Genomic DNA, 24860 nt, shown 5'->3' on the forward strand with positions numbered 1-24860 from the left:
GGGCCTGGGGCTCGGTCTCGAAGCCCTGGAAAAAGCGCGTGGCGGGCCGGTCGGTCCTCGCGAGGACCGACCGGCCCGCCACCGTCCGATCCTGCAGACGAGACAGGCCGGATCAGGCGTTCTTGGTCTCCCAGAAGATCTTGGCGATCTCGTCGATCTTGGCCAGGAGCTCCTCGGCCTTGGCCTTGTCGAGGCTGCCCTTGGTGCCGCTGGCGCCCGCGAGCTTGGTGGCCTCGTTGAACAGCTGGTGAAGCTGCGGGTACTTCTCGAAGTGCGGCGGCTTGAAGTAGTCGGTCCAGAGCACCCACAGGTGGTGCTTGACCAGCTCGGAGCGCTGCTCCTTGATGATCAGTGCCCGGGCGCGGAAGATCGGGTCGTCGTTGGCCTCGTACTTCTCGACGATGGCCTTGATCGACTCGGCCTCGATCCGCGCCTGTGCCGGGTCGTACACGCCACAGGGCAGGTCACAGTGGGCCGACACCGTGGTCTTGGGGCGCAGAAGTCGTGCAAGCACCTGCGTGTCCCTTCCGTTGTTTCGGATCATGCTCCGATAGCAGACACTACTCCTGGTACCCGTTCCCACTCGCAGAGAGGTATGCCACGTGCAGACGGTCGAGGTGACGGGCGAGTCGATGCTGCCGGTGCTCCGGCCCGGCGACTGGCTGCTCGTACGGCGTGGCGCCCGTCTCGCCCCCGGCCACATCGTCGTGGCACGTCATCCGCGCGAGGCCCGGCTGATCGTCAAGCGGGTGGCCTGGCGCGGGCGCGGCGGGTGGTGGCTGGAGAGCGACAACCAGCGGGCCCCCGGCCGGCAGGACAGCTGGGACTTCGGCGCCGTACCCGACGACCTGATCGTCGGGCGGGTGATCGCGCGTTACTGGCCCCGGCCCTCCGTACGGCTCCGCGCGCCCCGGCGAGGCCGGAGCGCGCGGATACCGGACTGATCCCGGCTCAGAGCACCTTCGACAGGAAGTCCTGCGTGCGCCGGTGCTGCGGGTCGGTGAGCACCTCGCGGGGGTCGCCCTCCTCCACGACGACGCCCTCGTCCATGAAGACCAGCGAGTCGCCCACCTCGCGGGCGAAGCCCATCTCGTGGGTCACCACGACCATGGTCATGCCGTCCACCGCGAGCTGCCGCATGACGTCCAGGACGTCGCCGACCAGCTCCGGGTCGAGCGCGCTGGTCGGCTCGTCGAAGAGCATGAGCTTGGGCTCCATGGCGAGGGCCCGCGCGATGGCCACGCGCTGCTGCTGACCACCGGACAGCTGGGCCGGGTAGCTGTCCACCTTCTCGGACAGGCCCACCTGGTCGAGGAGCTTCAGCGCCCGCTCGCGTACGACCTGGCGGGACTCGCCCTTGACCCGGGTCGGCGCCTCCATGATGTTCTGCACGGCCGTCATGTGCGGGAACAGGTTGAACCGCTGGAACACCATGCCGATGTCCCGGCGCTGCGCGGCCACCTCCTTCTCCCGCATCTCGTGCAGCTTGTCGCCGCGCTGGCGGTAGCCGACGAGGTGACCGTCGACCCAGAGCCGCCCGGAGTCGATCTTCTCCAGGTGGTTGACGCAGCGCAGGAACGTCGACTTGCCGGAGCCGGACGGTCCGATGACGCACATCACCTCACCGGATCTGACCTCCAGGTCGATGCCGCGCAGGATGTGCAGCCGGCCGAAGTACTTGTGGATGCCCTCGGCCTTGACCATCACGTCGCTCGCGGGTGCGTTCTCGGTCATGCGGACCCCTCCCGTACGGCCGGGGGTTTGGCGTGGAAGGTCGTCAGGTTCCGCCGCAGGCGTTGCAGCGGGGTCGGGGGCAGCTCACGTGAGGAACCCCGGCCGTAGTGACGCTCCAGGTAGTACTGCCCGACCGAGAGGACCGAGGTCACGATGATGTACCAGACGCTGACCACGATCAGCAGCGGGATCGTCTTGTAGTTGGCGTTGAAGATGTCCTCGCCGGCCTTGAGCAGCTCGGTGAACGCCACGGTCGAGGCGAGTGACGTCGTCTTCAGCATCGAGATCGTCTCGTTGCCGGTGGGCGGGATGATCACTCGCATCGCCTGCGGGAGCACGACGCGCCGCATGATCTGCAGGCGGCGCATGCCCAGCGCCTGGGACGCCTCCGTCTGGCCCTCGTCCACCGACAGGATGCCCGCCCGGACGATCTCCGACATGTACGCGGCCTCGTTCAGGCCGAGGCCGAGGATCGCCGCGATGAACGTGGTGACCAGGCTGTTGACGTCCCAGGTGATGAACACCGGGCCGAACGGGATGCCGAGCGAGATGTCGCCCATCAGCGACTTGATGTTGAACCAGAAGATCAGCTGGACCAGGACCGGCGTGCCGCGGAAGAACCAGATGTACAGCCAGGCCGCCGACGACAGCATCGGGTTCGCGGACAGGCGCATCAGCGCCAGGACGATGCCGCCCACGATGCCGATCGCCATCGCGATGACGGTCAGTTCCAGGGTGGCGACGAGGCCCTTGACGATCCCGCCGTCGAAGAAGAAATGGCGGAACGTCGACCAGTCCAGCTGCTTGTTCGTGAACAGCATGTGGACGAACATCGCGGCCAGCACCAGGATGACCGCGCCGCTCACCCACCGGCCGGGGTGCCGGACCGGCACCGCCTTGATGCTCTCAGGCGGTGTCGGTCCGGTGGTGTCGTCGATCTGTGTCACGTCAGTCTCAGCCACCCGCGCCGTTGACCTTCGGGTCGGTGACGGCGCCCTGCGAGATGCCCCACTTCTCGGTCAGCTGCTTGTACGTGCCGTCCGAGAGCAGGTCCTTCACGGCCTTCAGGATTCCGTCCCGCAGGTCGTTCTCGTTCTTGGGGATCGCGATGCCGTACGGCGCGGTGTCGTAGGCGTTACCGGAGATCACGAACTTGCCGCCGGACTCCTTGGCCGCGTACGCGGCGACCGGCGAGTCGGCCAGGACCGCGTCGGCGCGGCCGTTGCCCAGCGCCAGGTTGGCGGCGTTCTGGTCGTCCAGCGAGATCCTGGTCGGGGCGGGCTTGCCGCCCTGCTTGCACTTGTCGAGCCGGGCGCCGGCGTCGGGCTTGGCCGCCGACTTGGGCGTGAGCTCGTCCTCCTGCGTGGTGCCCTTCTCGACGGCGATCTTCTTGCCGCACAGCGACAGGTCGTCCGGCGAGAGCTTCTGCGGGTTGCCCGCCTTCACCATCAGGCCGGTGCCCGCGGTGTAGTACGTCACGAAGTCGAAGGCCGCCTCCCGCTGCTTGTTGTCGGTGAAGGAGGAGAGGCTGATGTCGTACTTCTTGCTCTGCAGCGCGGGCAGGATGTTGTCGAACTTGACGTCCTGGAACTCCGCCTTCACGCCGAGCTTCTTGGCGATAGCGGTGCCGAGGTCGACGTCGAACCCGACGATCTGGCCGTTCTGCTTGAACTCGTTCGGGGCGTACGACGCGTCCGTCGCGATCACGATCTTGCCGTTCTTCTTGATCGTGTCGAGCGCGCTCTTACTGCCTCGCGTCGTCGTCTTGGCGTTACAGGCGGACATGGCGAGGGCGGTCGCCAGGACTGTGATGCCCACCCCTAGGGCGCGACGGCGAAGACCGCTGTGCACGGCGTCCTCCTCCTAATGACAGGGCGTAACGCCCCGGTCGATTGCTCGGTAGTTTCGGGACATCTTGGCGCAACCCCGTCTCAAGTGCGATTACTGCCTTGAAACAATCCCGCAACGGCCGGATGATCTCTGGCGGGTGGATCAGCCGCTCGCCGCGTTGATCCTGGGTTCGCGTACGGCGCCCGCGGAGATCCCCCACTTGTCGGTGAGCCCCTGGTAGGAGCCGTCCTTCATCAGCTCCTTGACCGCCTTGAACACCGCGTCCCGCAGGTCCTCGTGGTGCTTGGGGACCGCGATTCCGTACAGCGCGGTCCCGTAGGCCTGCCCGGACAGTTCGAAGCGGCCGGCGGACTGCTTCGCGCCGTAGTCGGCGGAAGGGGCGTCGGCCAGCACGCCGTCGGCGCGACCCTTGGCCAGCGCCACGTTGGCGGCGGCCTGGTCGTCGAACGACAGGCGGATGGGGACCGGCCGGCCGGCCTTCTGGCACGCCTTCAGGCGCGAACCGGCGTTCGGATTCGCCGCGCTCTCCGGCGTGAGCTCGTCCTCCTGGGTCGTGCCCTTCTCGACGGCGACCCGCCGCCCGCACAGGGACAGATCATCGGGCCGCAGGTGCTTCGGGTTGCCCTTTCGGACCAGCAGCATCGTGCCGGCCGACAGGTACGTGACGAAATCGAACCGGCTCTCCCTTTCCGCCGTGTCAGTGAAGGAGGAGAGGCTGATGTCGTACTTGCCCTCGCTCAGCGCGGGCATGATCGACTCGAATTTCACGTCCTGGAACTCGGCCTTGACGCCCAGTTTCCGGGCGATCGCGTCGCCCAGGTCGACGTCAAAGCCCACGATGTGCTCGCCCTGCTTGAACTCGTTCGGCGGGTACAGGGCGTCGGTGGCAATGACGATCTTGCCGGCCTTCTTGACCCGGCCCAGCGCGGTGGCCGGGTCGGAGTCCTTACAGCCGGACAGGACGAACGTCGTGGTGAGCGCGGTGAGGCCCGCCGCGACCAAGCGGCGGACGAGTGGACGGGGACGCAGTGTTCCTCCTTGGGGCGGAGGTGGGATGAAGGGGGAAGTCAGACGACATCTTGGCCTACTCCGGCCCGAGAAGTGATCAACAATGATACGAATGGATAACGGCCGAGGCCGTTGCGGTGGGCACCCGGACCCCCTGACTGGCGCCCGCTGGAGCGTGTGGGATAATTGGTCGACGGGTGACCCCCGTACATCGAGAGACGACCGCGCGCTGTCCATTGACCCGGAGGCAAAAGCGGTCGTCTGCCCGTTTTTCTCACTAGTAGCAGGGGTCGCTGTGGCTGCTGAGCCTGTCGAACCGCACGATTACGATGCCGATCCGGCCTTCGCGTTGCACCGTGGAGGCAAGTTGGAGGTCCGCTCGACCGTCCCCGTCCGGGACAACGACGACCTCGCCCTCGCGTACACCCCGGGTGTGGCGCGCGTCTGCAGCGCGATCGCCGAGAGCCCGGAGCTCGCCTACGACTACACCTGGACGTCCAAGGTGGTGGCCGTCATCACCGACGGCACCGCCGTGCTGGGCCTCGGCGACATCGGCCCGGCCGCGGCCATGCCCGTCATGGAGGGCAAGTCCCTCCTCTTCAAAGAGTTCGCCGGCGTGGACTCCGTCCCGATCTGCCTCGACTGCACCGACACCGACGAGCTCGTCGAGACCATCACCCGGCTCGCGCCCAGCTTCGGCGGCATCAACCTTGAGGACATCAGCGCGCCGCGCTGCTTCGAGATCGAGGATCGGCTGCGCGCCGCCCTCGACATCCCCGTGTTCCACGACGACCAGCACGGCACCGCGATCGTCGCGCTGGCGGCGCTGCGCAACGCGTCCCGCCTCACCGGCAAGCCGCTGGCGAAGATGCGGGCGGTCGTGGCCGGCGCCGGCGCCTCCGGAGTCGCCGTGTCCCGCATCCTGCTGAACGCCGGGATCGGCGACATCGCCGTCTCCGACAGCAAGGGCCTGATCCACGAGGGCCGCGACGGGCTCAACCCGATCAAGCAGACGCTCGCCCGCGACACCAACCGCGCCGGGCTCAAGGGCTCGACCGAGGACGCCCTCCTCGGCGCGGACGTCTTCATCGGCCTGTCGGGCGGCACCATCCGCGAGGACTGCCTCGACGTGATGGCCGACGACGCCATCGTGTTCGCGCTGTCCAACCCCGACCCGGAGATCCACCCCGAGATCGCCCGCCGCCACGCCCGCGTGGTCGCCACGGGGCGGAGCGACTTCCCCAACCAGATCAACAACGTGCTGGCGTTCCCCGGCGTGTTCCGCGGGGCCCTCGACGTCCGCGCGCACACGATCACGGAGGGCATGAAGCTGGCCGCGGCCGGCGCCCTGGCCGACGTGGTCGGCGACGACGTGTCCGAGGATTACGTGATCCCCAGCCCGTTCGACGAGCGCGTCGCCCCCGCCGTCACCCAGGCGGTCGCCGACCAGGCCCGCAAGGAAGGCGTCGCCCGCCTCTGACCCGTACGCCGACAGCCGCGGCCCGCACACGCTCAGCGAGTGCGGGCCGCGGCCTCGTTTTGCCGATGAATGGAAGCGTAGTGTAACTATCTGGAAACTGATTGTGATCATTGACATATTTATGTCACGCTGCTGACACTGAAGGCATGCGGAGGACAACGGTGCGGATCGACGATCAGCTACTCGCGGACGCCAAGGCGCTCGCCGCTCAGCAGCATCGCAGCCTGAATTCGGTAATAGAGGACGCGCTGCGCCAGCTGCTCCAGCGCACGCGAACGCGGGAACCAGAGCCGGTGGACTTCCCTGTCTACGGGGGAAGCGGGCCGGCGAGTCCCGACATCGACCTGAACGATCCCCGCGTCCTCAAGGCTCTCATGTACGAAGACGAAGAGGAGTACTACCGGATGCGAGCGCACGATGCGGCTGGTTGACGTCAACGTCCTCGTCTACGCTCACCGGCCGGACATGGCCGAGCATGAGCGATACCGGTCGTGGCTGTTCGCCATGATGGACAGTCCCGAGCCGTTCGCAGTCTCGGAGCTCGCTCTCAGCGGATTCGTCCGAGTGGTGACCAACCCGCGCGTCTACAAGGATCCGACGCCGCTTCCGACGGCATTGGCCGCCGCGTCAGCCGTCCGGAACCGTTCCAACTGCGTGCCTCTCGTGCCTGGTCCCCGGAACTGGGCGATCTTCACCGAGCTGTGCGAGAAGTCGGCGGCCAGGGGGAACACCGTTCCGGACCCCTATCACGCGGCCCTGGCCATCGAGCACGGTTGCGAGTTCATCACCGCAGACAAGGGCTTCAGCCGGTTCCCGGGCCTGCGGTGGCGGCATCCCCTCAACTGATCCTTCGCAGGGTGCCGGGTTAGAGTGCCAACCATGTTCGCCGTCACTGCCGCACGTATCGATGCCGACGATCCGCTGAATGGGCTGGAGCTGGGGGAGCGTCCCGAGCCGACGGTTCCCGAGGGCTGGACGACCGTCACCGTCAGGGCGACCGCGCTCAACCACCACGACGTCTGGACGCTCCGCGGCGTCGGGATCCGCGAGGACCGGCTGCCGATCGTCCTCGGCTGCGACGCGGCCGGGGTCGACGAGGACGGCAATGAGGTCATCGTCCACTCGGTGATCGGCGATCCGGAGCGGGGCGGCGGCGACGAGACGCTCGATCCGAAGCGCTCCCTGCTGTCGGAGACGTACGACGGGACCTTCGCGGAGAAGGTCGCGGTGCCGCGCCGCAACCTCGTGCCCAAGCCGGCCTCGCTGTCGTTCGAGGAGGCGGCCTGCCTGCCGACCGCGTGGCTGACCGCCTACCGGATGCTGTTCGACAAGGCCGGGCTGGAGCCCGGGTCGACGATCCTGGTCCAGGGAGCGGGCGGCGGCGTCGCCACCGCGCTGATCGCCCTCGGGTCGGCCGCCGGCTACCGCGTCTGGGCGACCAGCCGCGGCGAGGACAAGCGCAAGCGGGCGCTCGAGCTCGGCGCGGACCAGGTCTTCGAGTCCGGGGCACGGCTGCCCGAGCGGGTCGACGCGGTCATGGAGACCGTCGGCCAGGCGACGTGGTCGCACTCGCTGAAGTCCCTGCGTCCCGGCGGCCGGATCGTCGTCTCCGGCGCGACCAGCGGCCAGGTGCCGCCGGCCGAGCTGAACCGCGTGTTCTTCCTTCAGCTCTCGGTCGTCGGCTCCACGATGGGCACCCGGGACCAGCTGGTACGGCTCGCCCGCTTCCTCGACAAGACCGGGGTGCGCCCCCGGATCGACCGTGCGATCCCGCTGCGGGATGCTCGGGACGGGTTCGCCGCGATGATCGGCGGAGACATCTTCGGGAAGATCGTCTTTAACCCCTGACGGCCACCGGTCAGACCTCGCCCGGCCTGGCGGTCACCGGCCCGACCGTCATCGGTCCGACGCCCACTGACCTGACGCCCACCGGCCAGGCCCGTCACCGGCCTGACCGTCATCGGTCCGACGGCCCCGTCCGGTGGTCACCGGCCTGACCGTCATCGGTCCGACGGCCCCGTCCGGTGGTCACCGGCCGGGGCGGGGCTCGTTACTCGTCTTGGCCGAGGATCTCCGTGCGCAGGCGCGCGGACGTCTCGGTGAGCAGCGCGCGTACCGCGGCGACCTGCTCCTCATCGACGCCGTCCCGCGCCGCGCCGCGGATCTCCTCGACGAACTTCCGCAGGGCCCGGTCGAGCTTGACGCGCGCCGCGTCCTCTGTGGTGCCCGTGGCGGTCGCCCAGGCGTCGTCCCAGGTCTGCCGCCACTCCTCCTTCAGCACGCGCTTGTGCTCCCGCCAGTGGTCCTTCTGGCGCTGCCACTCGTCCTTCTGCCGACGCTTCGTCTCCTTGAAGTTCTGCGTCGCGCCGGCCGTGCCCTGCTTGCGCACCTCGCGGGCGGCCTGGGTGAGCTCCTCACGCAGCGATCGCACCGTGTCGCGTACGTCCTCCTGGACCTCGCGGGCGATGTCGCGTACGGACTCGGTGAGCTCCTCCTCCAACTCGGCCAGCTCGTCCATCCGGCGCTCGAGCTCGGCCCGGCCCGCGTCGGTCAGGCGATAGACCTTCTTGCCCTGCACGACCTCGTGGGTGACCAGGCCCTCCTCTTCGAGGCGCGCCAGCCGCGGATAGATCGTTCCGGGGGAGGGCGAGTAGACGCCGAGGAAGCGGTCCTGGAGCAGGCGGATGACCTCATAGCCGTGCCGTGGGCTCTCTTCGAGCAGCTTCAGCAGGTACAACCGAAGCCGGCCATGACCGAACACGGGGCTCATCTCTGGCCACCCCTCCTCACGCGCTTCACCACCGGTCTCGTTCTCGCTGCGACTTCATCGCCCGCTCATCCTCCTCGCCCGCCGATCACGTCAGCTCCTCCGGGCCCGGCCGGCTGAGCAGCGTGACGGCGCCGGAGACCGAGTTGACGGAGAGGGACGCATCGCCGTCGCCGAGCGTACCGGTGACGTCCTTGCCCATCGGGCGGTCCTGCCGGCTGAGTTCCGGGAACGCCGCGTCGACGCGGCCGGTGACGGAGGTCAGGGTCACCGTCGCGGAGGTCGACGCGGGCAGCCGCATCGTCACCTCGCCGGAGACGGTGTTCACCTGGGCACGGCCGTCGGCGCGCAGGTCGACGTCGGTGGTGACCTTGCCGGTGACCGTGTGGGCCGCGAGGCGGTCGAGGCTGCCTCCGGCCAGGGCGAGGTTCCCGGAGACGGACTTGAAGGTCACCGAGCCGGCGAGGCCCTGCGCCTCGATGTCCCCGGCCGCGGTGTTCGCGTCGATCGATCCGGTGACCCCGTCGAGGGTGACGGCGCCCGACGCGGTCTTGACGGACACCCGGCCGGACAGGCCGGTGATGACCGCGTTCGCGGTCACGAGGTTGAGGGTGACCGGGCAGTCGGGCGGAACGGTGATCGTGATGGCGACCCGGCCCCGGGTGTTCTGCAGCCACTTGAGGACGCCGTCCCAGCCGCCGCTCTTGTGGTTGACGGTCAGCATCCCGGCCTCGTGGATCACCTCGAGCGGCTGCCCGGAGATCTCGCCGACCTGCAGTGCGGGCTTCTCGTCGCTCGCCAGGATGGAGATGGTGCCGGCCACGATGTTCGCCCGGAGGGCGACCACGCCGTCGAAATCGATCGTCTTGGGCTCATCCACGGTCCAGCGCGCCACGGCACGATCCCCTTCCGTCAAGACGCTTTCGCCCTTAACAAGATATGTCGTGTTCGGGGAAAGTCAAGATGTATCGCGTCTATAGGGCGGGAGCCCACCTGCCGGGATCGGCGGGCGGGCCGATCCGTCAGTCGTCGTCTTCGTCGCCCAGCCGCGCCAGCCACGTGGCCAGCCGTTCGACGGGTGTCTCGAACTCGGGGTTGAGATCGACGAACTCCCGCAGCCGGTCGGCCAGCCAGACGAAGGAGACCTCTTCCTCGCCGCGCCGGTCGGCCAGTTCCTCGATCCCCCGATCGGTGAAGTACATGCTCAACCTCTTGTCCGATGTGGCTTCAGAGCCCGGAGCGGAACGGCGCCCCGCACACGACCGTGCGGAGCGCCGTAACGCCGGTGGATCGTCGTGCCGCTCGCTGCGAACGAGATCCACCGGACACGTCCCAGGGCCCGGTGGTCAGTCGCCGAAGACGGCGGCGACCAGACCCTGCTGCTCCAGCGTGTGGATCTTGGCGGACCCGACGGCGGGCGAGGAGCTCGCCCGGCGGGACACCCGCTTGAGCTCGCGGCCCTCCAGGTACGGCGGGAGCTTCAGCGCCATGAAGGTCCATGGCCCCATGTTCGCGGGCTCGTCCTGCGCCCAGATCAGCTCGGCGTCGGCGGGGTACTTCGCCAGCTCCGCCTTGATCTCGTCGACGGGCAGCGGGTAGAGCCGCTCCACGCGGATCAGCGCCACCGAGGTATCGCCGGACTTCTCCCGGGCGGCGGCCAGGTCGTAGTAGAGCTTGCCGCTCGTGAGGACCACCCGGCGGACCTGACCCGGCTGCGCCGGGTCGCCGATCACCGGCTGGAAGGAGCCCGAGGTGAGGTCCGACGTGGCCGACGTGGCGGCCTTCAGCCGGAGCATCGACTTCGGCGTGAAGACGACGAGGGGCTTCTCCCGCGGCGACAGCGCCTGCCAGCGCAGCAGGTGGAAGTAGTTCGCCGGGGTGCTCGGCTGCGCCACCGTCATGTTGTCCTGCGCGCAGGTCTGCAGGTAGCGCTCGATGCGGGCCGACGAGTGGTCCGGGCCCTGGCCCTCGTAGCCATGCGGCAGCAGCAGGACCACGCTGGAGCGCTGACCCCACTTCTGCTCGCCGGAGGAGATGTACTCGTCCAGGATCGACTGCGCGCCGTTGGCGAAGTCGCCGAACTGCGCCTCCCAGCAGACCAGCGCGTCCGGGCGGGTCATGGAGTAGCCGTATTCGAAGCCCATCGCGGCGTACTCGCTGAGCAGCGAGTCGTGGACGTAGAACTTCGAGGTGCCCTGGCCGAACTGCTTGAGCGGGGTGTACTCCTCGCCGGTCCTGCGGTCGAAGAGCACGGCGTGCCGCTGGCCGAAGGTGCCGCGCTGGGTGTCCTGGCCGACGACGCGCACCGGACGGCCGTCGATCAGCAGCGACCCGAAGGCGAACATCTCGCCGGTCGCCCAGTCGATCGCGTTCTCTTCCACCATCTGCGCGCGCTTGGCCAGCAGCGGCTGGACGCGCGGGTGCGGCGTGAAGCCCTCCGGCAGGTTGAGCTGGGTGTCGACGATGCGCTTGACCGTCTCGTCGGAGATGGCGGTCGCGACCCCCGCGTGGTCGACCGGGATGCGCTCGACGTCGGGCCGGTCGAAGTCCGCGGGCGCCTGCTGCTTGGTGGCCTCCCGGGTCTCGCTGAACGCCCGCTCCAGCTGCTGCTGGTAGTCGCGCAGCGCCTGCTCGGCCTCTTCGACGGTGATGTCGCCGCGGCCGATCAGGGCCTCGGTGTACAGCTTGCGGACCGACCGCTTGGCGTCGATGAGGTCGTACATCAGCGGCTGCGTGAACGACGGGTTGTCACTCTCGTTGTGACCACGTCGCCGGTAGCAGATCATGTCGATGACGACGTCCTTGTTGAACGCCTGCCGGTACTCGAACGCCAGCTGGGCCACGCGCGCGCACGCCTCGGGGTCGTCCCCGTTGACGTGGAAGATCGGCGCCTGGATCATCCGGGCCACGTCGGTGGCGTACACGCTGGAGCGGGAGTACTCCGGCGCCGTCGTGAAGCCGACCTGGTTGTTGACGATGATGTGCACGGTGCCGCCGGTGCGGTAGCCGCGCAGCTGCGAGAGGTTGAGGGTCTCGGCCACGACGCCCTGGCCCGCGAAGGCCGCGTCGCCGTGGATGAGGATCGGCATGACGGTGAAGCCGCCCTCGCCGACGTCGCGCAGGTCCTGCTTGGCGCGGACGACGCCCTCGGCGACCGGGTCGACGGTCTCCAGGTGGCTCGGGTTGGCCACCAGGGCCGTGCGGATCTTCGACCCGTCGCGGGTCACGAAGTCGCCGTCGGCGCCGAGGTGGTACTTCACGTCGCCGGAGCCCTGCGCGCTGCGCGGGTCGAGGTTGCCCTCGAACTCGCCGAAGATCTGGCCGTAGGACTTGCCGACGATGTTGGCCAGGACGTTGAGCCGGCCGCGGTGGGCCATGCCGACGACGACCTCGTCGAGGTGGTCCCGCGCGGCCGCGGTGATCACCGAGTCGAGCAGCGGGATCAGCGACTCGCCGCCCTCGAGGGAGAACCGCTTCTGCCCGACGAACTTCGTCTGCAGGAACGTCTCGAACGCCTCGGCGGTGTTGAGCCGGCCGAGGATGTGCAGCTGCTCCTCGCGGTCGGGCTTGTCGTGCGGGACCTCGACCCGCGCCTGGATCCAGGCGCGCTCGCCGGGGTCCTGGATGTGCATGTACTCGATGCCGACGGTGCGGCAGTAGGAGTTGCGCAGCACGCCGAGGATGTCGCGGAGCTTCATCGTCGACTGGCCGCCGAAGCCGCCGGTGGCGAACTCGCGCTCGAGGTCCCAGAGGGTGAGGCCGTGCTTGAGGACGTCGAGGTCGGGGTGGCGGCGCTGGGTGTACTCCAGCGGGTTGGTGTCGGCCATGAGGTGGCCGCGCACGCGGTAGGCGTGGATCAGCTCGTGCACGCGGGCGACCTTGGCGACGTCGTCCTCGTGCGTGGCGCTGATGTCGCGCACCCAGCGGACCGGCTCGTACGGGATCCGCAGCGCCTCGAAGATCTCGTCGTAGAAGCCGTCCTCGCCGAGCAGCAGCCGGTGCACCATTCGCAGGAAGTCACCCGACTGGGCGCCCTGGATGATGCGGTGGTCGTACGTCGACGTCAGCGTCATGACCTTGCTGATGCCGAGCCGGGCGAGGGCCTCCTCGGAGGTGCCGGCGTACTCGGCCGGGTACTCCATCGCGCCGACGCCGATGATGCTGCCCTGGCCGGGCATGAGCCGCGGCACCGAGTGGACGGTGCCGATGGTGCCCGGGTTGGTCAGACTGATCGTGGTGCCCGCGTAGTCGTCGATCGTGAGCTTGTTCGCCCGCGCCTTGCGGATGAGCTCCTCGTACGCCGCCCAGAACTGGCGGAAGTCGAGGGTCTCGGCGGCCTTGAGGTTGGGCACGACGAGTTGCCGCTGGCCGTCGTCCTTCTTCAAGTCGATGGCCAGGCCGAAGTTGACGTGCTCCGGCCGGATCAGGGTGGGCTTGCCGTCCACCTCGGCGTACGAGGCGTTCATCTCCGGCATCGCCTGCAGCGCCCGGACGATGGCGTAGCCGATCAGGTGCGTGAAGGAGACCTTGCCCCCGCGGCCGCGCTTGAGGTGGTTGTTGACGACGATGCGGTTGTCGATCAGCAGCTTGGCCGGGACCGCGCGCACGCTCGTCGCGGTCGGCACGGCGAGGCTGGCCTCCATGTTGGTGACCGTGCGGGCGGCGACGCCGCGCAGCCGCACCTCTTCGGCGCCGGCGGGCGTCTGCGGGGCGGGCGCGGGCTTCTTCGCGGGCGCGGCCGGCTTCTCGGCGGCGGTGGCCGGGGCGGCGGGCGTCTGCTTCGGCGTGGGGGCGGGAGAGGGGGGCGCCGTGGGGGGCGCGGCCGTCCCGTCGGCGCCGGCGGGCGCCTTGGCGGGCCGGTCCGGCTGGTAGTCGGCGAAGAAATTCCACCAGGCTCGATCAACCGAGTTGGGGTCTTCTAGGTATTTTTGGTACAGCTCGTCGACCAGCCACTCGTTGGGACCGAAGTCAGGAGTGTTCAGGTCGGCGGCGGATCGCGACGACTGGGTCGACACGGCGGCGATCGCCCTCTTCCGCGGCTCGCAGGTGGATCAGTAACCGTGACAAGGCTACCGGGCCGACGGCCGAAGCGGGGCAAAGCCTGGGACGGGCAGGGCGGTCTTCGGAGATCTCCGTCAAAACCGACGGCATATTTCGGCAGAATCAGGGTAAGACACGCCCTTTTGGGCACCCGTGATGTGATGCCCGTCTCATTCTCGAGGCGGCACCGACGTCGAGCGTCGGCTCACGGGTCGGTGACGCGCGCCGCGAAGTAAACGGCCCCGCTGCCGGGATGGCGGACGAACACCAGGAACGGCCGGTCGACGCGGAACTCCACGGGACGCCCGGCGGTGACGGCCGACAGGGTCACCACCACGGCCGTCGCGGCCGCGCCCTCGAACCCGCTCTCGTCCACGTCCAGCACGGCCTTGTGCTCGATCCGGTCGAGGCGGACCGGTTCGGCGGTCATGCCGGACAGATCCGCGTCACCGGTGAAGGCGGTGCCGGCGCCCAGCGCGGCGAGGGTGTCACCCAGGCTCGCCCGGCTCTCCACCCGGAAACGCGGCAGGGACAGCGCCACACTCACGTACCGCGCGGACTCGCGCAGCCTCCGCAGGAGGTCCAGCCCGGGCGGCGCGGCCTCGGGGCCCGGCCCGAGCAGCACGTCGACCGCCACCTCGTCGCCGGCCGGCAGCGTCGCCATCCGCCAGCCGTCGGCCTCGGCGTACGCCATCCGCCCCGTCCGCCGCATCATCGGCACCTCGCGCCGTCCCAGCGCGCCGTGGAACGGCCCCGGCCGGGTGTCCCGCTCGGCGAACTCGTGCCGCCAGGCGGCCTTCAGATAGAGGGCGTTGGCGATGACGGCGGCGGTGCGCCGGTCGACGGTGCCGGGCTGGAGCAGATCCCGGATCAGGTCCCGTGTGACCTTCTCCACCTCCGCGTTGATCGCCCGGCGTGCGCCCTCCGGATCGGCGGCGAAGTCGGCGACCCGTATCGCGGCCCCGGGAAGGTCCGCGATCGCCCGCTGGTAGGAGTCCTCGACGGCGAGCCCCTCGCGGGCCCAGAGGATGTCGGCCACCGCGATCTCGGCGTCGTCCAGTACGGCGGCCTCGGCGAGACGGAGCCGCTCCGGCGGTGCGCCGAGCACCCGTGTCAGTTCCTCCCGGGTCGTGCCGCGCGCGCCCGCGGCGACCATCGCGAGGGCCGACGCCACCGAGTACGGCGACCAGACGAGGTTCCCCTCCGGGGGCAGGCGGCGGTGCAGATTCAGCGTGAAGTCGTCCATGCGTGGCTCCTTCCCGTATCCAAAGTAATGACCGGTCTCAGACCAGAGGACGATTCACGCAGTGAGCAGGGCTCATACGATGACTGACATGACGACGCCGGAAACGGGATGTTGATGCCCTGTGGGCCACATCACGCACGCTCTGCTCAACCTGCACGGTCCCGTCATCTACGGTGTCGTCGCGGCGCTGGTCTTCGCCGAAGCGGCGCTGTTCTTCGGCTTCGTGTTCCCCGGGGAGACCGCCATCGTCGTGGCGGGCGTGCTGGCCAGCCAGCACCGGGTCTCCCTCCCCGTCCTCATGGTGGTCATCGTGCTCTCGGCGGTCATCGGCGACTCGGTCGGCTATGAGATCGGCCGTCGCTACGGCGACCGGCTGCTGGGCATGAAGGTGCTCCACAAGCACCGGCCGAAGGTCGACAAGGCGCACGGGCTGTTGCGCCGGCGCGGCGCGGTCGCCGTCTTCCTCGGCCGCTTCACCGCCCTGCTCCGGGCGCTGATGCCCGCCCTCGCCGGCAGCGCCAAGATGCCCTACGGAAGGTTCCTGGCGTTCAACGCGCTGGGCGGGATCGCGTGGGGGGTCGGCTACACGACCGGCGGCTTCCTCGCCGGCGCCGCGTTCGAACAGGCGGCGCAGTGGGCGGGGCGGGTCCTGGCCATCGCGGTGGCGGCCATCGCCGTCGCGGCGTTCATCGTCTGGTCGGTGCGCCGCAAGCGCCGGGAGAACGCCGTCGCGGCAGAGGAGAACGCGACGGCCGACGAGCCCAAGCCGGTCCCCGACCTCGGCCCCTGACGGGCGCCGCCGGACGACGTGGGCAAGTACAGCACCTACGCCGGCCCGATCAAGGTGAAGGCCCCGCACGACCGCATCGACTGGGGCGGCGCGTCCGACCCGGGCTGGAACGTCTGGGTCTCCGGCTACTCGCACTGCGACCGACCCGGCACCGCTCAACGGCCCGCGATCCGGTCACGGATCGCGGGCCGTCGCTTTACCCGGCCGGGCGGTCCCCGGCCGAGCGCGATTCGGTCGAGTGATGGAGACTGTCCGCAAGGCGGACCCAGGGTCCAGGAGATCAGGTCGCGAGGAGGGTACGGAGAATGGCGGAACTGCGGTTTGACGGACGGGTGGCCATCGTCACCGGCGCGGGCCACGGCCTCGGGCGGCAGCACGCGCTCGAGCTCGCCGCGCGCGGCGCGAAGGTCGTCGTGAACGACCTCGGCGGCGCGCTCGACGGCACCGGCGCCTCCACGGGCCCGGCCGCCGACGTGGTCGCCGAGATCAAGAAGAACGGCGGCGAGGCCGTCGCCAGCCCCGACAACGTGGCCACCGCGGAGGGCGCGGAGGCGATCGTACGGGCCGCCCTCGACGCGTTCGGCCGCGTGGACATCGTCGTCAACAACGCCGGCATCCTGCGGGACAAGTCGTTCAAGAACATGTCTCCGGAGGAGTTCGACCAGGTCATCGCCGTGCACCTGCGCGGGTCGTTCCTCGTCACGCACGCCGCCTGGCCGCACCTGCGCGAGCAGGCGTACGGCCGGGTGGTCATGACGTCGTCGCCGGCGGGCCTGTTCGGCAACTTCGGGCAGGCGAACTACTCGGCGGCGAAGATGGGCCTCGTCGGCCTGACCAAGACGCTCGCGGCCGAGGGCGCCAAGTACGGCATCAAGGTCAACGCGATCGCCCCGATCGCGTGGACCCGGATGACGGAGGACCTGTTCCCCGCCGAGTTCCAGGACCGGCTCAGTGTCGAACACGTCACGCCGGTCGTCGTCTGGCTGGCCCACGAGAGCAACGATGGCAGCGGCGAGACCTACTCGGTCGGCGGCGGGCGCGTGTCCCGGGTCTTCGTCGCCGAGGGCCCCGGCTTCACCAAGAAGGACGGGCTGAGCGTCGAGGACGTCCGCGACAACTGGCAGCAGATCAACGAGACCGAGCCGTACCTGCTCCCCAAGAACATCGGCGAGCAGACGACGGCGCTCTTCCAGGCGCTGCAGTAGGGCGTCGCGCGGCCGGACGGAAATCCAGCGGACACGCCCTGGGGCCGCCCGCGCGCTCGGCGAGCGCTCCGGGCCGTCCGCGACATCCGCGGCCTGGCAGTCTCCGCGTCGCCCGCGGGCTCGGCGAGCGTTCCGCGCCCGGCCCGCGGCAGCCGCGGGCCGGTGGGTTAAGCCCGGCCGTCCCGGGTCGCCCGCGGTCGCGGGCGACCCGGTCGCGGCCGGGTCACACCCGGAAGTCGGCGAAGTCGAAGCCGGGGGAGACGACGCAGCTGACCAGGACCTCCCGGTCCGACGCGGGCCGGGCGGCCTGCCAGACGCCGGCCGGCACGAGCGCCTGCGGACGCTGGCCGTCCTCGACCTCCGGCCCCAGGATGATCGTCTCGGTCTGCCGGCCGGGGGTGTCGGCGTCCCCGCCCAGCGTCAGCTCCAGGGGGCCGCCGCGATGCCACAGCCACACCTCGTCCGAGCGGACCGCGTGCCACATCGACTCCTCGCCCGGCCCGAGCAGGAAGTAGATCCCGGTGGCGGTCGCCCGCTCACCGCCGTGCGCCGCCACCCGTACGGACGTCCGCCACGTCTCGCGGAACCAGCCGCCCTCCGGGTGCGGCATCAGGTCGAGCGCCTCGGCGATCGCGGGCCTGGTGTGGAAGCCGGTGACCCGCCCGCTCGGCTCGCGGCGGGCGTACCGGATCTCCGTGACGGTCGATCGGTTGACGGCGCCGGGCAGCGTCAGCGGCGGGTGGTCGAACACCAGCGCGATGACCTGCTGGTCGCCGCCGAAGGCGTCGGTCGCCAGGGCGGCGGCGTCCTCCTCCGGCGCGTACGCGGCGGTCTCGCTGCGGAACGGCTCGTCCGGCCGGGCGCGCCAGGCGTCGAGAGTCGTGAGTAGGAGCACGATTCCACCGTAGTGCGCGGAGTGATCTCACCGGCGGATCCCGGGCCGTCCGCGCACCGGGAGTCGTCCGCCGCACGCGCACCGGGAGTCGTCCGCCGGGCGTGCGCCGGAGGTCGTTCGCGAGACGTGCGTCTGAAGGTCGTACTCCGTACCCCCTCGGAGTTAGAGAGAAGATAAGTTACGATACATCTCGACTTGAAGGGGGTATCGATGGAGCCGTACGACGGGGCGACGCCGGACCGGCCGAGCATGCGCGCCTCCGACCAGGAGCGCGACGAGACGGTCCAGCGGCTGCAGGTGGCCTTCGCCGAGGGACGCCTCACCGACGGGGAGTTCGACGAGCGCATGCGCGGGGCCCTGGCCGCCCGGACCCACGCCGACCTCGCCACGCTGCTCACCGACCTGCCGGCGGCGACCGCTCCCGTGGTGCCGCGGTCCTCGGCTCCGGTGGCCGGTCCCAAGCCCGGCCGCTACGCGGTCGCCTACAAGAACGGCGTGCGTCACGCCGGGCGCTGGCGGGTGCCCGGGAAGTTCCGGGCCCTCGTCTACAAGGGCAGCGGGGTGCTCGACCTGCGGGCGGCGGAGCTGACCGAGCCGGTCACCACCATCCTCGCCGTCGCCTACAAGTCGGACATCCAGGTCATCGTGCCGCCCGGCATCCGCGTCGAGGTGAACGGTTTCGGCGTCACCCGCGACGAGGACTGGGTGGGTGACCTGGCGGCCGACGCCCCGATCGTGCACATTCGGGCGTTCGCCTATAAAGGCCTGGTCGAGACCCGCACCATGCCCAAACGCTGAGGTCTTCCCTCCCTAGCACTGACCTGCGCTCCCAGGCGCTGATCTCCGCGTTCCGGAGGAAGTGACAACTCCCACACAACCCGAACGAACCTCTGCGACCGGAAAGGCATCGTAAAGATTGCCCGCATGAGGTAAAACAGGTTGGCTGTGCCATCTGTCAATGTTTGGGAGACCTGTATGCGAAAAAGCCTGGGGAAGGCCGCCGCCATAGGGACGTTGTCGGCAATGGCCCTCGTCCCGGCTGTGGCCACCCCCGCGACGGCGTACGCCGTCGCCGCCACATCCCCCGTCTCGGCGCAGGCCAACCCGACGCTTCACTTCGGCGACAAGGGCCCTGCGGTCACGCGTCTGCAGCAGCGACTGGCCGCCCTCCACTACGACCCGGGAACGGTCGACGGCCAGTACGGCAGTCAGACCCGCTTCGCGGTCTGGGCGTTCCAGAAGGTCCAGGGAATGCACCCGACGCAGGCCGCGCCGGTCGGCACGAAGACCTGGGCCGCGCTGGCCAAGCCGCGGACTCCGAAATCCATCGTCAAGGGGGGCGCGAGCAACCGCGCCGAGGTCGACCTCACGCACCAGCTGCTCTTCATCTACAAGGGCGGCAGGCTGACCCTCATCAGCCACATCTCGAGTGGCCGGGCGTACTACTACTACAAGGGCCAGAAGGTCAACGGGCGGACGCCGACCGGTAACTACAGCGTCTACCGGAAGGCCAAGGGCTGGGAGACCGGTCCGCTCGGCAAGCTGTACAAGGGCAATTACTTCCACGGCGGCTACGCCATCCACGGTGAGCCGGACGTGCCGCTGTACCCGGCCTCGCACGGTTGCGTGCGGACGCCGATGCACACCGCGGACATCGTCGCCAACCTGCTGCCGATCGGCACCAGGGTCTACCTCCGGGGCCACGCGCCGTCCTGACCTCGATGAAACGGAGCCGTACGCGAATGCGTACGGCTCCGTTCGCCGTTCCCGGGGCTTTTTCCTCAGCAGTCGACGAGCTCGGGACGCTGGTTGAGGATCTGGGCGCGCGGCGTGACGAACTCCCGGTAGGCCTCGTCGGCGCCCGGCCGGAACACCGCGACGCGGTGGCAGTTCTGGAACGCCAGGCGCACCCCGAAGTGCCGCTCCAGCGCTCCGCGCATCGCGTCACTGGCCAGCATGCGCAGCAGCTGACCGCGGGCGGTCTCGTCGGGCGGCGGTACCTCATTGGCCGCGAAGTCGGCGCCGTCCGTCCGGAGCTCATCGATCAGCCCGGCGACGACCTGCCAGGCGTACGGCAGGGACGTGCGGACGCAGTCGACGAAGGCCGCGTCGTCGACGTCGTCCCGGTGGGCGCGCTCGATCAGCTCGGGGGATACGGTCAGGGACATGTCACCACCTCCGACGGGACGGTAGGCAGGCCGTGCCGGAGGCGTCTATTGGCCCAATGGTGAGGACCGTCTCCGCACCGCTATCGACGGATGGGAATGGGCCGGTCACAGGCCGTTTCCGCGGTGAGATTCCATCCGGGATGCTCCGCTCCCGCGCCCCGTTACGGCCCGAATAGCGGTTTGATAGGTCCTGCACGAACGGTCTTTTGACAAGAGGTGAGCGTGACCACTCCCGGAAGCGGAGCGCCCCCCGGGGAGCCTTTCGGCGGCAGTGCCGTCCGTCCGGACCCCAAGAATCCCCGGCCGGGCGCCCCCCGGCGCTCCGGCCGCGACGAGCGCCGCCGGATCAGCGAGCGGCTCGCGGAGGCGGCGGAGGAGTCCGCGCCGGACGGCCGCCGCGTACCCGGCGTGCCGACCTCCTCGCCCTGGCAGCGTTCCAACGCGGTATGGCACCGGGCCGGCATCGACTGGAGCCGAGACAAGCCGGAGCCCCGCCCGTCCCCTCCCACCAGCGTCCCTGTCGCGGCGAGCGCCGCGGCCTATCCGAGCGGCGCGCCGGCCGCGCCGCCCGCCTCGCCCGCGCCCCCGGCCGCCCCGCCCGCGCCGCCCGCCCCACCGGCCACACCGCCCGCGGAGTCTCCGGCGGCGGACGCGGAGCCGTGGACGCCCCCGCAGCGGGCGCGCCGCCTCCCCGCCGTGCCGGTCCGGCCCGTGGCGATCGCCGCCGCCGCGGTCGTCGTCCTCGGCGGCGGGGCGTTCGCCCTGTTCGGAACGGGCGGCGGCGACAAGCCGAAGAAGCCGGCGATCCCCGCGGCGGTGGCCGCGGACCGCGTGTTCACCCTGGATCCGGCGGCCAAGACCAGCGGCCGGGCGCACGCGCTCGCCGGTGTGGCGGCGGCCGGTGACACCGTCGTGGCGATCGGCTCCGAGCAGGGCGGCGTGTACTCCCGGGCGCAGTTCCTGACCTCGTCCGACGGCGGCCGCACCTGGCGGGCCGCGCGCGTGCGCGCCGACGACGGCGGCGATCCGCCGGCGGGGGAGTACCCGCAGTTCGTCGCCGGCGGGGGCGGGGCGTGGGCGGCGCTCGGCGTGACGTCGTCGGGCGTCGTGTCGTGGACGAGCCGTGACGCCCGGTCGTGGACGCGCACCGCGGTCGCCGGCGCGTTCGGCCCCGGTGACAAGGTCGATCGCCTGGTCCGCACGCGGTCGGGATTCGTCGCGGCCGGCACGGCGGCGGTGAAGGACGGCACGCAGGCGATCATCTGGGTCTCCCGCGACGGCCGCACGTGGTCGCGCCTCGGCCCCGAGCAGCTCAGCCCCTCATCGGCGGGCACGCCGCTGCGGATCTCCGGCGTCGCGGCGTACGGCGACACGGTCGTCGCCGAAGGCACGCTGCGGACCACCGTGACGGTCACGAAGAAGGTCAAGAAGAAAAAGAAGACGGTTCAGCAGACCACGGACCGGGAGACCTTCTGGCGGTCGCCGGACTCCGGGCGCAGCTGGGCGCCGGTGACGATTCCGCAGGCCCAAGGGTCGTCGGGGAGCGTCGTTGCGCTGGCGGCGACGCGCTCCGGACTGTTCGCCGCCCGTGAGGCGTCCCGGACCACGGGCCCGAAGAAGCATCAGAAGACGACCTCGTACGCGGTGATCTTCGGCTCCGCCGACGGGCAGACCTGGGCGCCGGTCGGTCAGCTCGGCACGGACGGCTACTCCCACCTCGTCGCACTGCGCGGCGCGGACGGCGGCCTGGCCGCGCTCGCCGCCGTGGGCGGAGGCCGGAACGCCGCGCTGAGCAGCGCCGACGGCAAGAGCTGGCGGCGCGCCGGCGACGTCCCGCCGGGCCGCGCCCTCACCGACGTGGCGCCGGCGACCGCCGGTCCGGTGGTCACCGGCCGGATCGGCACGGCCGACGCCTACCTCACGGTGGCGGGGGTCGGCGACGTGAACCTCACCGCGGTCCCGGGCGCCGTGCACCCGGAGCGTACGCTCTCCGGGCTCGTCGCGGACGCGGGCCGAGTTCTCGCGGTCGGCAGTTCCAACGGCGACGCCGCGCTGTGGACGTCGGCGGACGGCGCGGCGTGGACCCGGGCCACGCTCCCGGCCGGCGCGCCTCCCCGGCAGATCCTCGACGCCGTTCACGGGACCGCGGGCTGGCTCGCGGTCGGGCGTGCCGGTGGCCGCCCGCTGCTCCTGACGTCGGCGGACGGCGGCTCCTGGCAGAACGTCCAGGGCGGCAAGGCGTTCGACACGGCCGGCCTCGCGCCGATGGCCGCCGCGGCGAACGGCGGCGCGTACGTCGTCGTGGGCCGGTCCGGAGACGGAGCGGGCGCCTGGTTCTCCACGGACCTGAAGAACTGGGCGGGGGCCGGCAGCGCGGGCAAGGGCGACCTGGCCGGCACCGGTGACGCGCCCAGGTGGATGGGCGACGTGACGGCGGGGTCCACCGGGTTCGTCGCGGTCGGCGGTCAGACGAAGAACAAGACGGCGCAGCCGGCGGTGTGGACCTCACCGGACGGCAAGAAGTGGACGCTGTCCCCGGCCGCGCCGGCGCTGCCGCAGGGCGCCGCCGCCGGTTCGCTCACGTCGGTCGTGGCGCGGAACGGCGTGCTGGTCGCCACCGGCGTGACCGGCGCCGCGGGCGTGACCGGCCCGCCGGCCGCGGACGCCCCCGGCACGGCCGCCTTCGCCACCGTCTCGGCGGACGGGGGCCGGACCTGGCAGCCGGTCTCGCTGCCCGGGGCGGGACAGGGCACGGCGGTGACGGCGGCGACGGCGACGGCGCACGGGTTCGTGCTCGCTGGCGCCGCCGGTTCGGACGTGGTGCTGTGGACCTCGGCGGACGGCCGTACGTGGCGGTCGTCGCGGCCGGCGGGTCTGGGGCTGAACGGGCTCGGGACGCAGCGGCTCACCGGGCTGACCGTCACCGGCGGCACGCTGGTCGGTGTCGGATTCACGGGTGACGCGTCCGGGGACGTGCCGACTTTGTGGCGCCGGCCCATTCCCTGAGCCCGCTCCGGCCCGGATTCGGTCGGGCGAAAACGTCATTGCGGCCGCACTTGTCGAACGGCGGCCGCAATGACGGTGCGGGGAAGGCGTCAGTTCACGTGAAGATCGACGCCGAGGAGAATGAGGACCCACAGGAAGATGGCGAGAAGCGCGCTCAGGACGTGCTTGAGCAGGCTGATCGTGATGTAGTGGCGGTTCCATGCGACGAAGATGCCGATCAATATGTAAATCAGCCCGACGAAGCTGAAGCTGCCCCGTATCCGCATGTGAGCCTCCTGGTTCGGGGTTGAACGCCCGCCAGATGCCCGATATGGGGGGATTAAAACTTTCGCCACTTGAGGGCCGTCGGGAATGGTGTAGCGAATTCGCCGCGCGCCGCGATGTACGGACGAGTCACCGAGGTCGGGTGACCGGCGTCCCGGTCCGGGACATCATCACGGCGTGACCCGAGCTCCCGTCACTGGGTCGGGGAGCACGGGTCGCGGCTGGGCGGCCGGCGGCCGGGCAGCGCCCGCCGGCCGCCCTTTTCCGCGTCTGCGGCCTAGTCGAAGAGCACGACCTGGCGGATCGCGTCGCCGCGCTTCAGCGTGGCGATGGCGTCGTTGAGGTCCTCGAACCGGATCCGTCGCGTGATCAGGCCCTCGAGGTCGAGTTTGCCGGCGCGCCACAGGTCGACGAAGAGCGGAATGTCGCGCTTGAGGTCGCTCTCGCCGTACAGCGAGGGCTTGAGCGTCTTGCCCTCGAACAGCAGCGAGAACGCGCTCATCTCGAAGTTGTCGTCGCCCGCACCCGCACCGACCACGATGACGTCGCCGCCGCGCCGGGTGATCTGCCACGCCGTCTGGATGGCCGCGGCCTTTCCGACCACCTCGAAGACGTAGTCGAAGCCCTGGCCGCCCGTCAGCAGGCCGTTCGTCTCCGTCAGGTCGTCGAGCGTCGCGGTGTGGGTCGCCCCGAACTGCTTTGCGATGGGGTGCTTCGCCTCGTTCGGGTCGATCGCCAGGATGGTCGCCGCACCGGCGATCCGGGCGCCCTGGATCACCGACAAGCCGACGCCGCCCGCGCCGACGACCGCGACCTTCGCGCCGGGCCGCACCTTCGCCGTGTTGAACACCGCGCCGACGCCGGTCGGGATGCCGCAGCCGAGCAGCGCGGCGTAGTCGAACGGCACGTCGTCGGCCACCTTGATGACGGCCTGCCGGGGGACCACGAGCTCGTCCGCCCAGGTGCCGCAGCCGACCATGCCGAAGGCCGGTTCGTCGCCCAGCCGGAACCGCGGGTCGCCGAACGCCTCGACGAGGAAGGTCATGCAGAGGTACGGCTCGCCGCGCAGGCAGTCGGCGCAGGTGCCGCAGTCGGGCGTCCAGTTGATGACGACGTGGTCGCCGGGCTGGACGTTCGTGACCCGGTCGCCGACCTCGACGACCTCGCCGGCGCCCTCGTGCCCGGGGACGCACGGGGTCGGCATCGGCAGCACGCCCGACAGGACCGACAGGTCGGAGTGGCAGACGCCGGTCGCCTTGACCTTGACCTTGACCTGGTCGGGGCCGGGATCGGTCGTCGTGGCGTCGTCGCGCAGATCGAGCGCCTCGTCGCCGACCTGGCGTAGGACCGCGGCTCGCACCGTGCACACCTCCATGGCAGGGCCGACGGGAGCGCCGGCCGACGAT

At 70.4% G+C, this 24860-nt stretch carries 24 protein-coding genes; 10 read left to right on the forward strand and 14 right to left on the reverse strand.

The window, feature by feature from the left end; translation table 11 throughout:
• Positions 1-112: 112 nt before the first annotated feature.
• Positions 113-514 carry a superoxide dismutase, Ni gene (gene sodN, locus ACQP2O_RS09775; RefSeq protein WP_433181961.1) on the reverse strand — a complete coding sequence of 134 codons (402 nt, stop codon included), beginning with the start codon at positions 512-514 and terminating at the stop codon, positions 113-115.
• An 88-nt stretch (positions 515-602) separates the two neighbouring features.
• On the opposite strand from sodN, the gene sodX reads away from it, so the two are divergent.
• A complete protein-coding gene (gene sodX, locus ACQP2O_RS09780) occupies positions 603-944 on the forward strand; it encodes a nickel-type superoxide dismutase maturation protease (RefSeq protein ID WP_433181963.1) in 342 nt (113 codons plus the stop codon).
• A 7-nt stretch (positions 945-951) separates the two neighbouring features.
• Here the strand turns inward: sodX and ACQP2O_RS09785 are convergent, their stop codons facing one another.
• The 4 genes from ACQP2O_RS09785 to ACQP2O_RS09800 form a co-directional block, all read right to left on the reverse strand.
• The gene (locus ACQP2O_RS09785) at positions 952-1734 is read right to left on the reverse strand and encodes an amino acid ABC transporter ATP-binding protein (RefSeq protein WP_433181965.1); all 783 of its coding nucleotides are present in this window, start codon (positions 1732-1734) and stop codon (positions 952-954) included.
• Positions 1731-2681, reverse strand: coding sequence for an amino acid ABC transporter permease (locus tag ACQP2O_RS09790; protein ID WP_433181966.1), 951 nt, complete (start codon positions 2679-2681; stop codon positions 1731-1733). Before ACQP2O_RS09790 ends, ACQP2O_RS09785 begins: the two co-directional genes overlap by 4 nt.
• A gap of 7 nt (positions 2682-2688) precedes the next feature.
• Positions 2689-3585, reverse strand: a complete 897-nt coding sequence (locus tag ACQP2O_RS09795) for an ABC transporter substrate-binding protein (protein WP_433181968.1) — start codon at positions 3583-3585, stop codon at positions 2689-2691.
• A 141-nt stretch (positions 3586-3726) separates the two neighbouring features.
• Positions 3727-4587, reverse strand: a complete 861-nt coding sequence (locus tag ACQP2O_RS09800) for an ABC transporter substrate-binding protein (protein WP_433181970.1) — start codon at positions 4585-4587, stop codon at positions 3727-3729.
• Between the two features lie 301 nt (positions 4588-4888).
• Between ACQP2O_RS09800 and ACQP2O_RS09805 the strand changes: the two genes are divergently transcribed.
• From ACQP2O_RS09805 to ACQP2O_RS09820, 4 genes are all read left to right on the forward strand, one after another.
• Entirely contained in the window at positions 4889-6073 is a 1185-nt protein-coding gene (locus tag ACQP2O_RS09805) for an NAD(P)-dependent malic enzyme (RefSeq protein ID WP_433181972.1), read from the forward strand.
• Positions 6074-6234: 161 nt separating this feature from the next.
• Positions 6235-6504 (forward strand): hypothetical protein, encoded by a 270-nt coding sequence (locus tag ACQP2O_RS09810; RefSeq protein WP_433181973.1) that lies wholly within the window; start codon positions 6235-6237, stop codon positions 6502-6504.
• Entirely contained in the window at positions 6491-6919 is a 429-nt protein-coding gene (locus ACQP2O_RS09815; RefSeq protein WP_433181974.1) for a type II toxin-antitoxin system VapC family toxin, read from the forward strand. Before ACQP2O_RS09810 ends, ACQP2O_RS09815 begins: the two co-directional genes overlap by 14 nt.
• Before the next feature lie 33 nt (positions 6920-6952).
• The gene (locus ACQP2O_RS09820) at positions 6953-7921 is read left to right on the forward strand and encodes a zinc-binding dehydrogenase (protein WP_433181975.1); all 969 of its coding nucleotides are present in this window, start codon (positions 6953-6955) and stop codon (positions 7919-7921) included.
• Positions 7922-8123: 202 nt separating this feature from the next.
• Here ACQP2O_RS09820 and ACQP2O_RS09825 read toward each other — a convergent pair whose 3' ends face one another.
• The 5 genes from ACQP2O_RS09825 to ACQP2O_RS09845 form a co-directional block, all read right to left on the reverse strand.
• Positions 8124-8843 (reverse strand): PadR family transcriptional regulator, encoded by a 720-nt coding sequence (locus ACQP2O_RS09825; protein WP_433181977.1) that lies wholly within the window; start codon positions 8841-8843, stop codon positions 8124-8126.
• Positions 8844-8928: 85 nt separating this feature from the next.
• The gene (locus tag ACQP2O_RS09830; protein ID WP_433181979.1) at positions 8929-9735 is read right to left on the reverse strand and encodes a DUF4097 family beta strand repeat-containing protein; all 807 of its coding nucleotides are present in this window, start codon (positions 9733-9735) and stop codon (positions 8929-8931) included.
• Between the two features lie 127 nt (positions 9736-9862).
• Positions 9863-10042, reverse strand: coding sequence for a DUF6104 family protein (locus tag ACQP2O_RS09835; protein WP_252775676.1), 180 nt, complete (start codon positions 10040-10042; stop codon positions 9863-9865).
• Positions 10043-10186: 144 nt separating this feature from the next.
• Positions 10187-13855, reverse strand: a complete 3669-nt coding sequence (locus tag ACQP2O_RS09840) for a multifunctional oxoglutarate decarboxylase/oxoglutarate dehydrogenase thiamine pyrophosphate-binding subunit/dihydrolipoyllysine-residue succinyltransferase subunit (RefSeq protein WP_433181982.1) — start codon at positions 13853-13855, stop codon at positions 10187-10189.
• 230 nt (positions 13856-14085) lie between these two features.
• Positions 14086-15126: a serpin family protein gene (locus tag ACQP2O_RS09845; protein WP_433181984.1), complete on the reverse strand. Its 1041-nt coding sequence runs from the start codon at positions 15124-15126 to the stop codon at positions 14086-14088.
• 121 nt (positions 15127-15247) lie between these two features.
• Between ACQP2O_RS09845 and ACQP2O_RS09850 the strand changes: the two genes are divergently transcribed.
• Both ACQP2O_RS09850 and ACQP2O_RS09855 read left to right on the forward strand, forming a co-directional pair.
• Positions 15248-15916, forward strand: a complete 669-nt coding sequence (locus tag ACQP2O_RS09850; protein ID WP_433181985.1) for a DedA family protein — start codon at positions 15248-15250, stop codon at positions 15914-15916.
• A gap of 305 nt (positions 15917-16221) precedes the next feature.
• Complete coding sequence (locus ACQP2O_RS09855) at positions 16222-17121, forward strand: SDR family oxidoreductase (protein ID WP_433181987.1); 900 nt, start codon at positions 16222-16224, stop codon at positions 17119-17121.
• A gap of 223 nt (positions 17122-17344) precedes the next feature.
• Here the strand turns inward: ACQP2O_RS09855 and ACQP2O_RS09860 are convergent, their stop codons facing one another.
• On the reverse strand, positions 17345-18016 hold the full coding sequence (locus tag ACQP2O_RS09860; protein ID WP_433181989.1) for a cupin domain-containing protein: 672 nt from the start codon (positions 18014-18016) through the stop codon (positions 17345-17347).
• A gap of 210 nt (positions 18017-18226) precedes the next feature.
• On the opposite strand from ACQP2O_RS09860, the gene ACQP2O_RS09865 reads away from it, so the two are divergent.
• Positions 18227-18814 carry a DUF1707 SHOCT-like domain-containing protein gene (locus ACQP2O_RS09865; RefSeq protein ID WP_433181991.1) on the forward strand — a complete coding sequence of 196 codons (588 nt, stop codon included), beginning with the start codon at positions 18227-18229 and terminating at the stop codon, positions 18812-18814.
• Positions 18815-18991: 177 nt separating this feature from the next.
• On the forward strand, positions 18992-19732 hold the full coding sequence (locus ACQP2O_RS09870; protein WP_433181992.1) for a L,D-transpeptidase family protein: 741 nt from the start codon (positions 18992-18994) through the stop codon (positions 19730-19732).
• A gap of 65 nt (positions 19733-19797) precedes the next feature.
• On the opposite strand, the gene ACQP2O_RS09875 is transcribed toward ACQP2O_RS09870, so the two are convergent.
• Positions 19798-20184, reverse strand: coding sequence for an SCO5389 family protein (locus ACQP2O_RS09875; protein WP_433181994.1), 387 nt, complete (start codon positions 20182-20184; stop codon positions 19798-19800).
• 222 nt (positions 20185-20406) lie between these two features.
• On the opposite strand from ACQP2O_RS09875, the gene ACQP2O_RS09880 reads away from it, so the two are divergent.
• A complete protein-coding gene (locus tag ACQP2O_RS09880; protein ID WP_433181995.1) occupies positions 20407-23190 on the forward strand; it encodes a hypothetical protein in 2784 nt (927 codons plus the stop codon).
• Between the two features lie 89 nt (positions 23191-23279).
• Here ACQP2O_RS09880 and ACQP2O_RS09885 read toward each other — a convergent pair whose 3' ends face one another.
• Together ACQP2O_RS09885 and ACQP2O_RS09890 are read right to left on the reverse strand one after the other, a co-directional pair.
• Positions 23280-23456 carry a hypothetical protein gene (locus tag ACQP2O_RS09885; protein ID WP_433181997.1) on the reverse strand — a complete coding sequence of 59 codons (177 nt, stop codon included), beginning with the start codon at positions 23454-23456 and terminating at the stop codon, positions 23280-23282.
• Positions 23457-23731: 275 nt separating this feature from the next.
• Positions 23732-24814, reverse strand: a complete 1083-nt coding sequence (locus ACQP2O_RS09890) for a Zn-dependent alcohol dehydrogenase (protein ID WP_433181998.1) — start codon at positions 24812-24814, stop codon at positions 23732-23734.
• Positions 24815-24860: the final 46 nt, after the last annotated feature.

It is taken from the genome of Actinoallomurus sp. CA-150999 (genome assembly GCF_050942425.1).
Classification (GTDB): Bacteria; Actinomycetota; Actinomycetes; order Streptosporangiales; family Streptosporangiaceae; genus Actinoallomurus.

Bases quoted from the DNA above. Each gene is read 5' to 3' on its own strand.
- ACQP2O_RS09845 (WP_433181984.1), bottom strand. From the start codon at position 15,126: ATGGACGACTTCACGCTGAATCTGCACCGCCGCCTGCCCCCGGAGGGG.
- ACQP2O_RS09820 (WP_433181975.1), top strand. From the start codon at position 6,953: ATGTTCGCCGTCACTGCCGCACGTATCGATGCCGACGATCCGCTGAAT.
- ACQP2O_RS09825 (WP_433181977.1), bottom strand. From the start codon at position 8,843: ATGAGCCCCGTGTTCGGTCATGGCCGGCTTCGGTTGTACCTGCTGAAG.
- ACQP2O_RS09855 (WP_433181987.1), top strand. From the start codon at position 16,222: ATGGCGGAACTGCGGTTTGACGGACGGGTGGCCATCGTCACCGGCGCG.
- ACQP2O_RS09870 (WP_433181992.1), top strand. From the start codon at position 18,992: ATGCGAAAAAGCCTGGGGAAGGCCGCCGCCATAGGGACGTTGTCGGCA.
- ACQP2O_RS09815 (WP_433181974.1), top strand. From the start codon at position 6,491: ATGCGGCTGGTTGACGTCAACGTCCTCGTCTACGCTCACCGGCCGGAC.
- ACQP2O_RS09785 (WP_433181965.1), bottom strand. From the start codon at position 1,734: ATGACCGAGAACGCACCCGCGAGCGACGTGATGGTCAAGGCCGAGGGC.
- ACQP2O_RS09885 (WP_433181997.1), bottom strand. From the start codon at position 23,456: ATGCGGATACGGGGCAGCTTCAGCTTCGTCGGGCTGATTTACATATTG.
- ACQP2O_RS09865 (WP_433181991.1), top strand. From the start codon at position 18,227: ATGGAGCCGTACGACGGGGCGACGCCGGACCGGCCGAGCATGCGCGCC.
- ACQP2O_RS09875 (WP_433181994.1), bottom strand. From the start codon at position 20,184: ATGTCCCTGACCGTATCCCCCGAGCTGATCGAGCGCGCCCACCGGGAC.
- ACQP2O_RS09835 (WP_252775676.1), bottom strand. From the start codon at position 10,042: ATGTACTTCACCGATCGGGGGATCGAGGAACTGGCCGACCGGCGCGGC.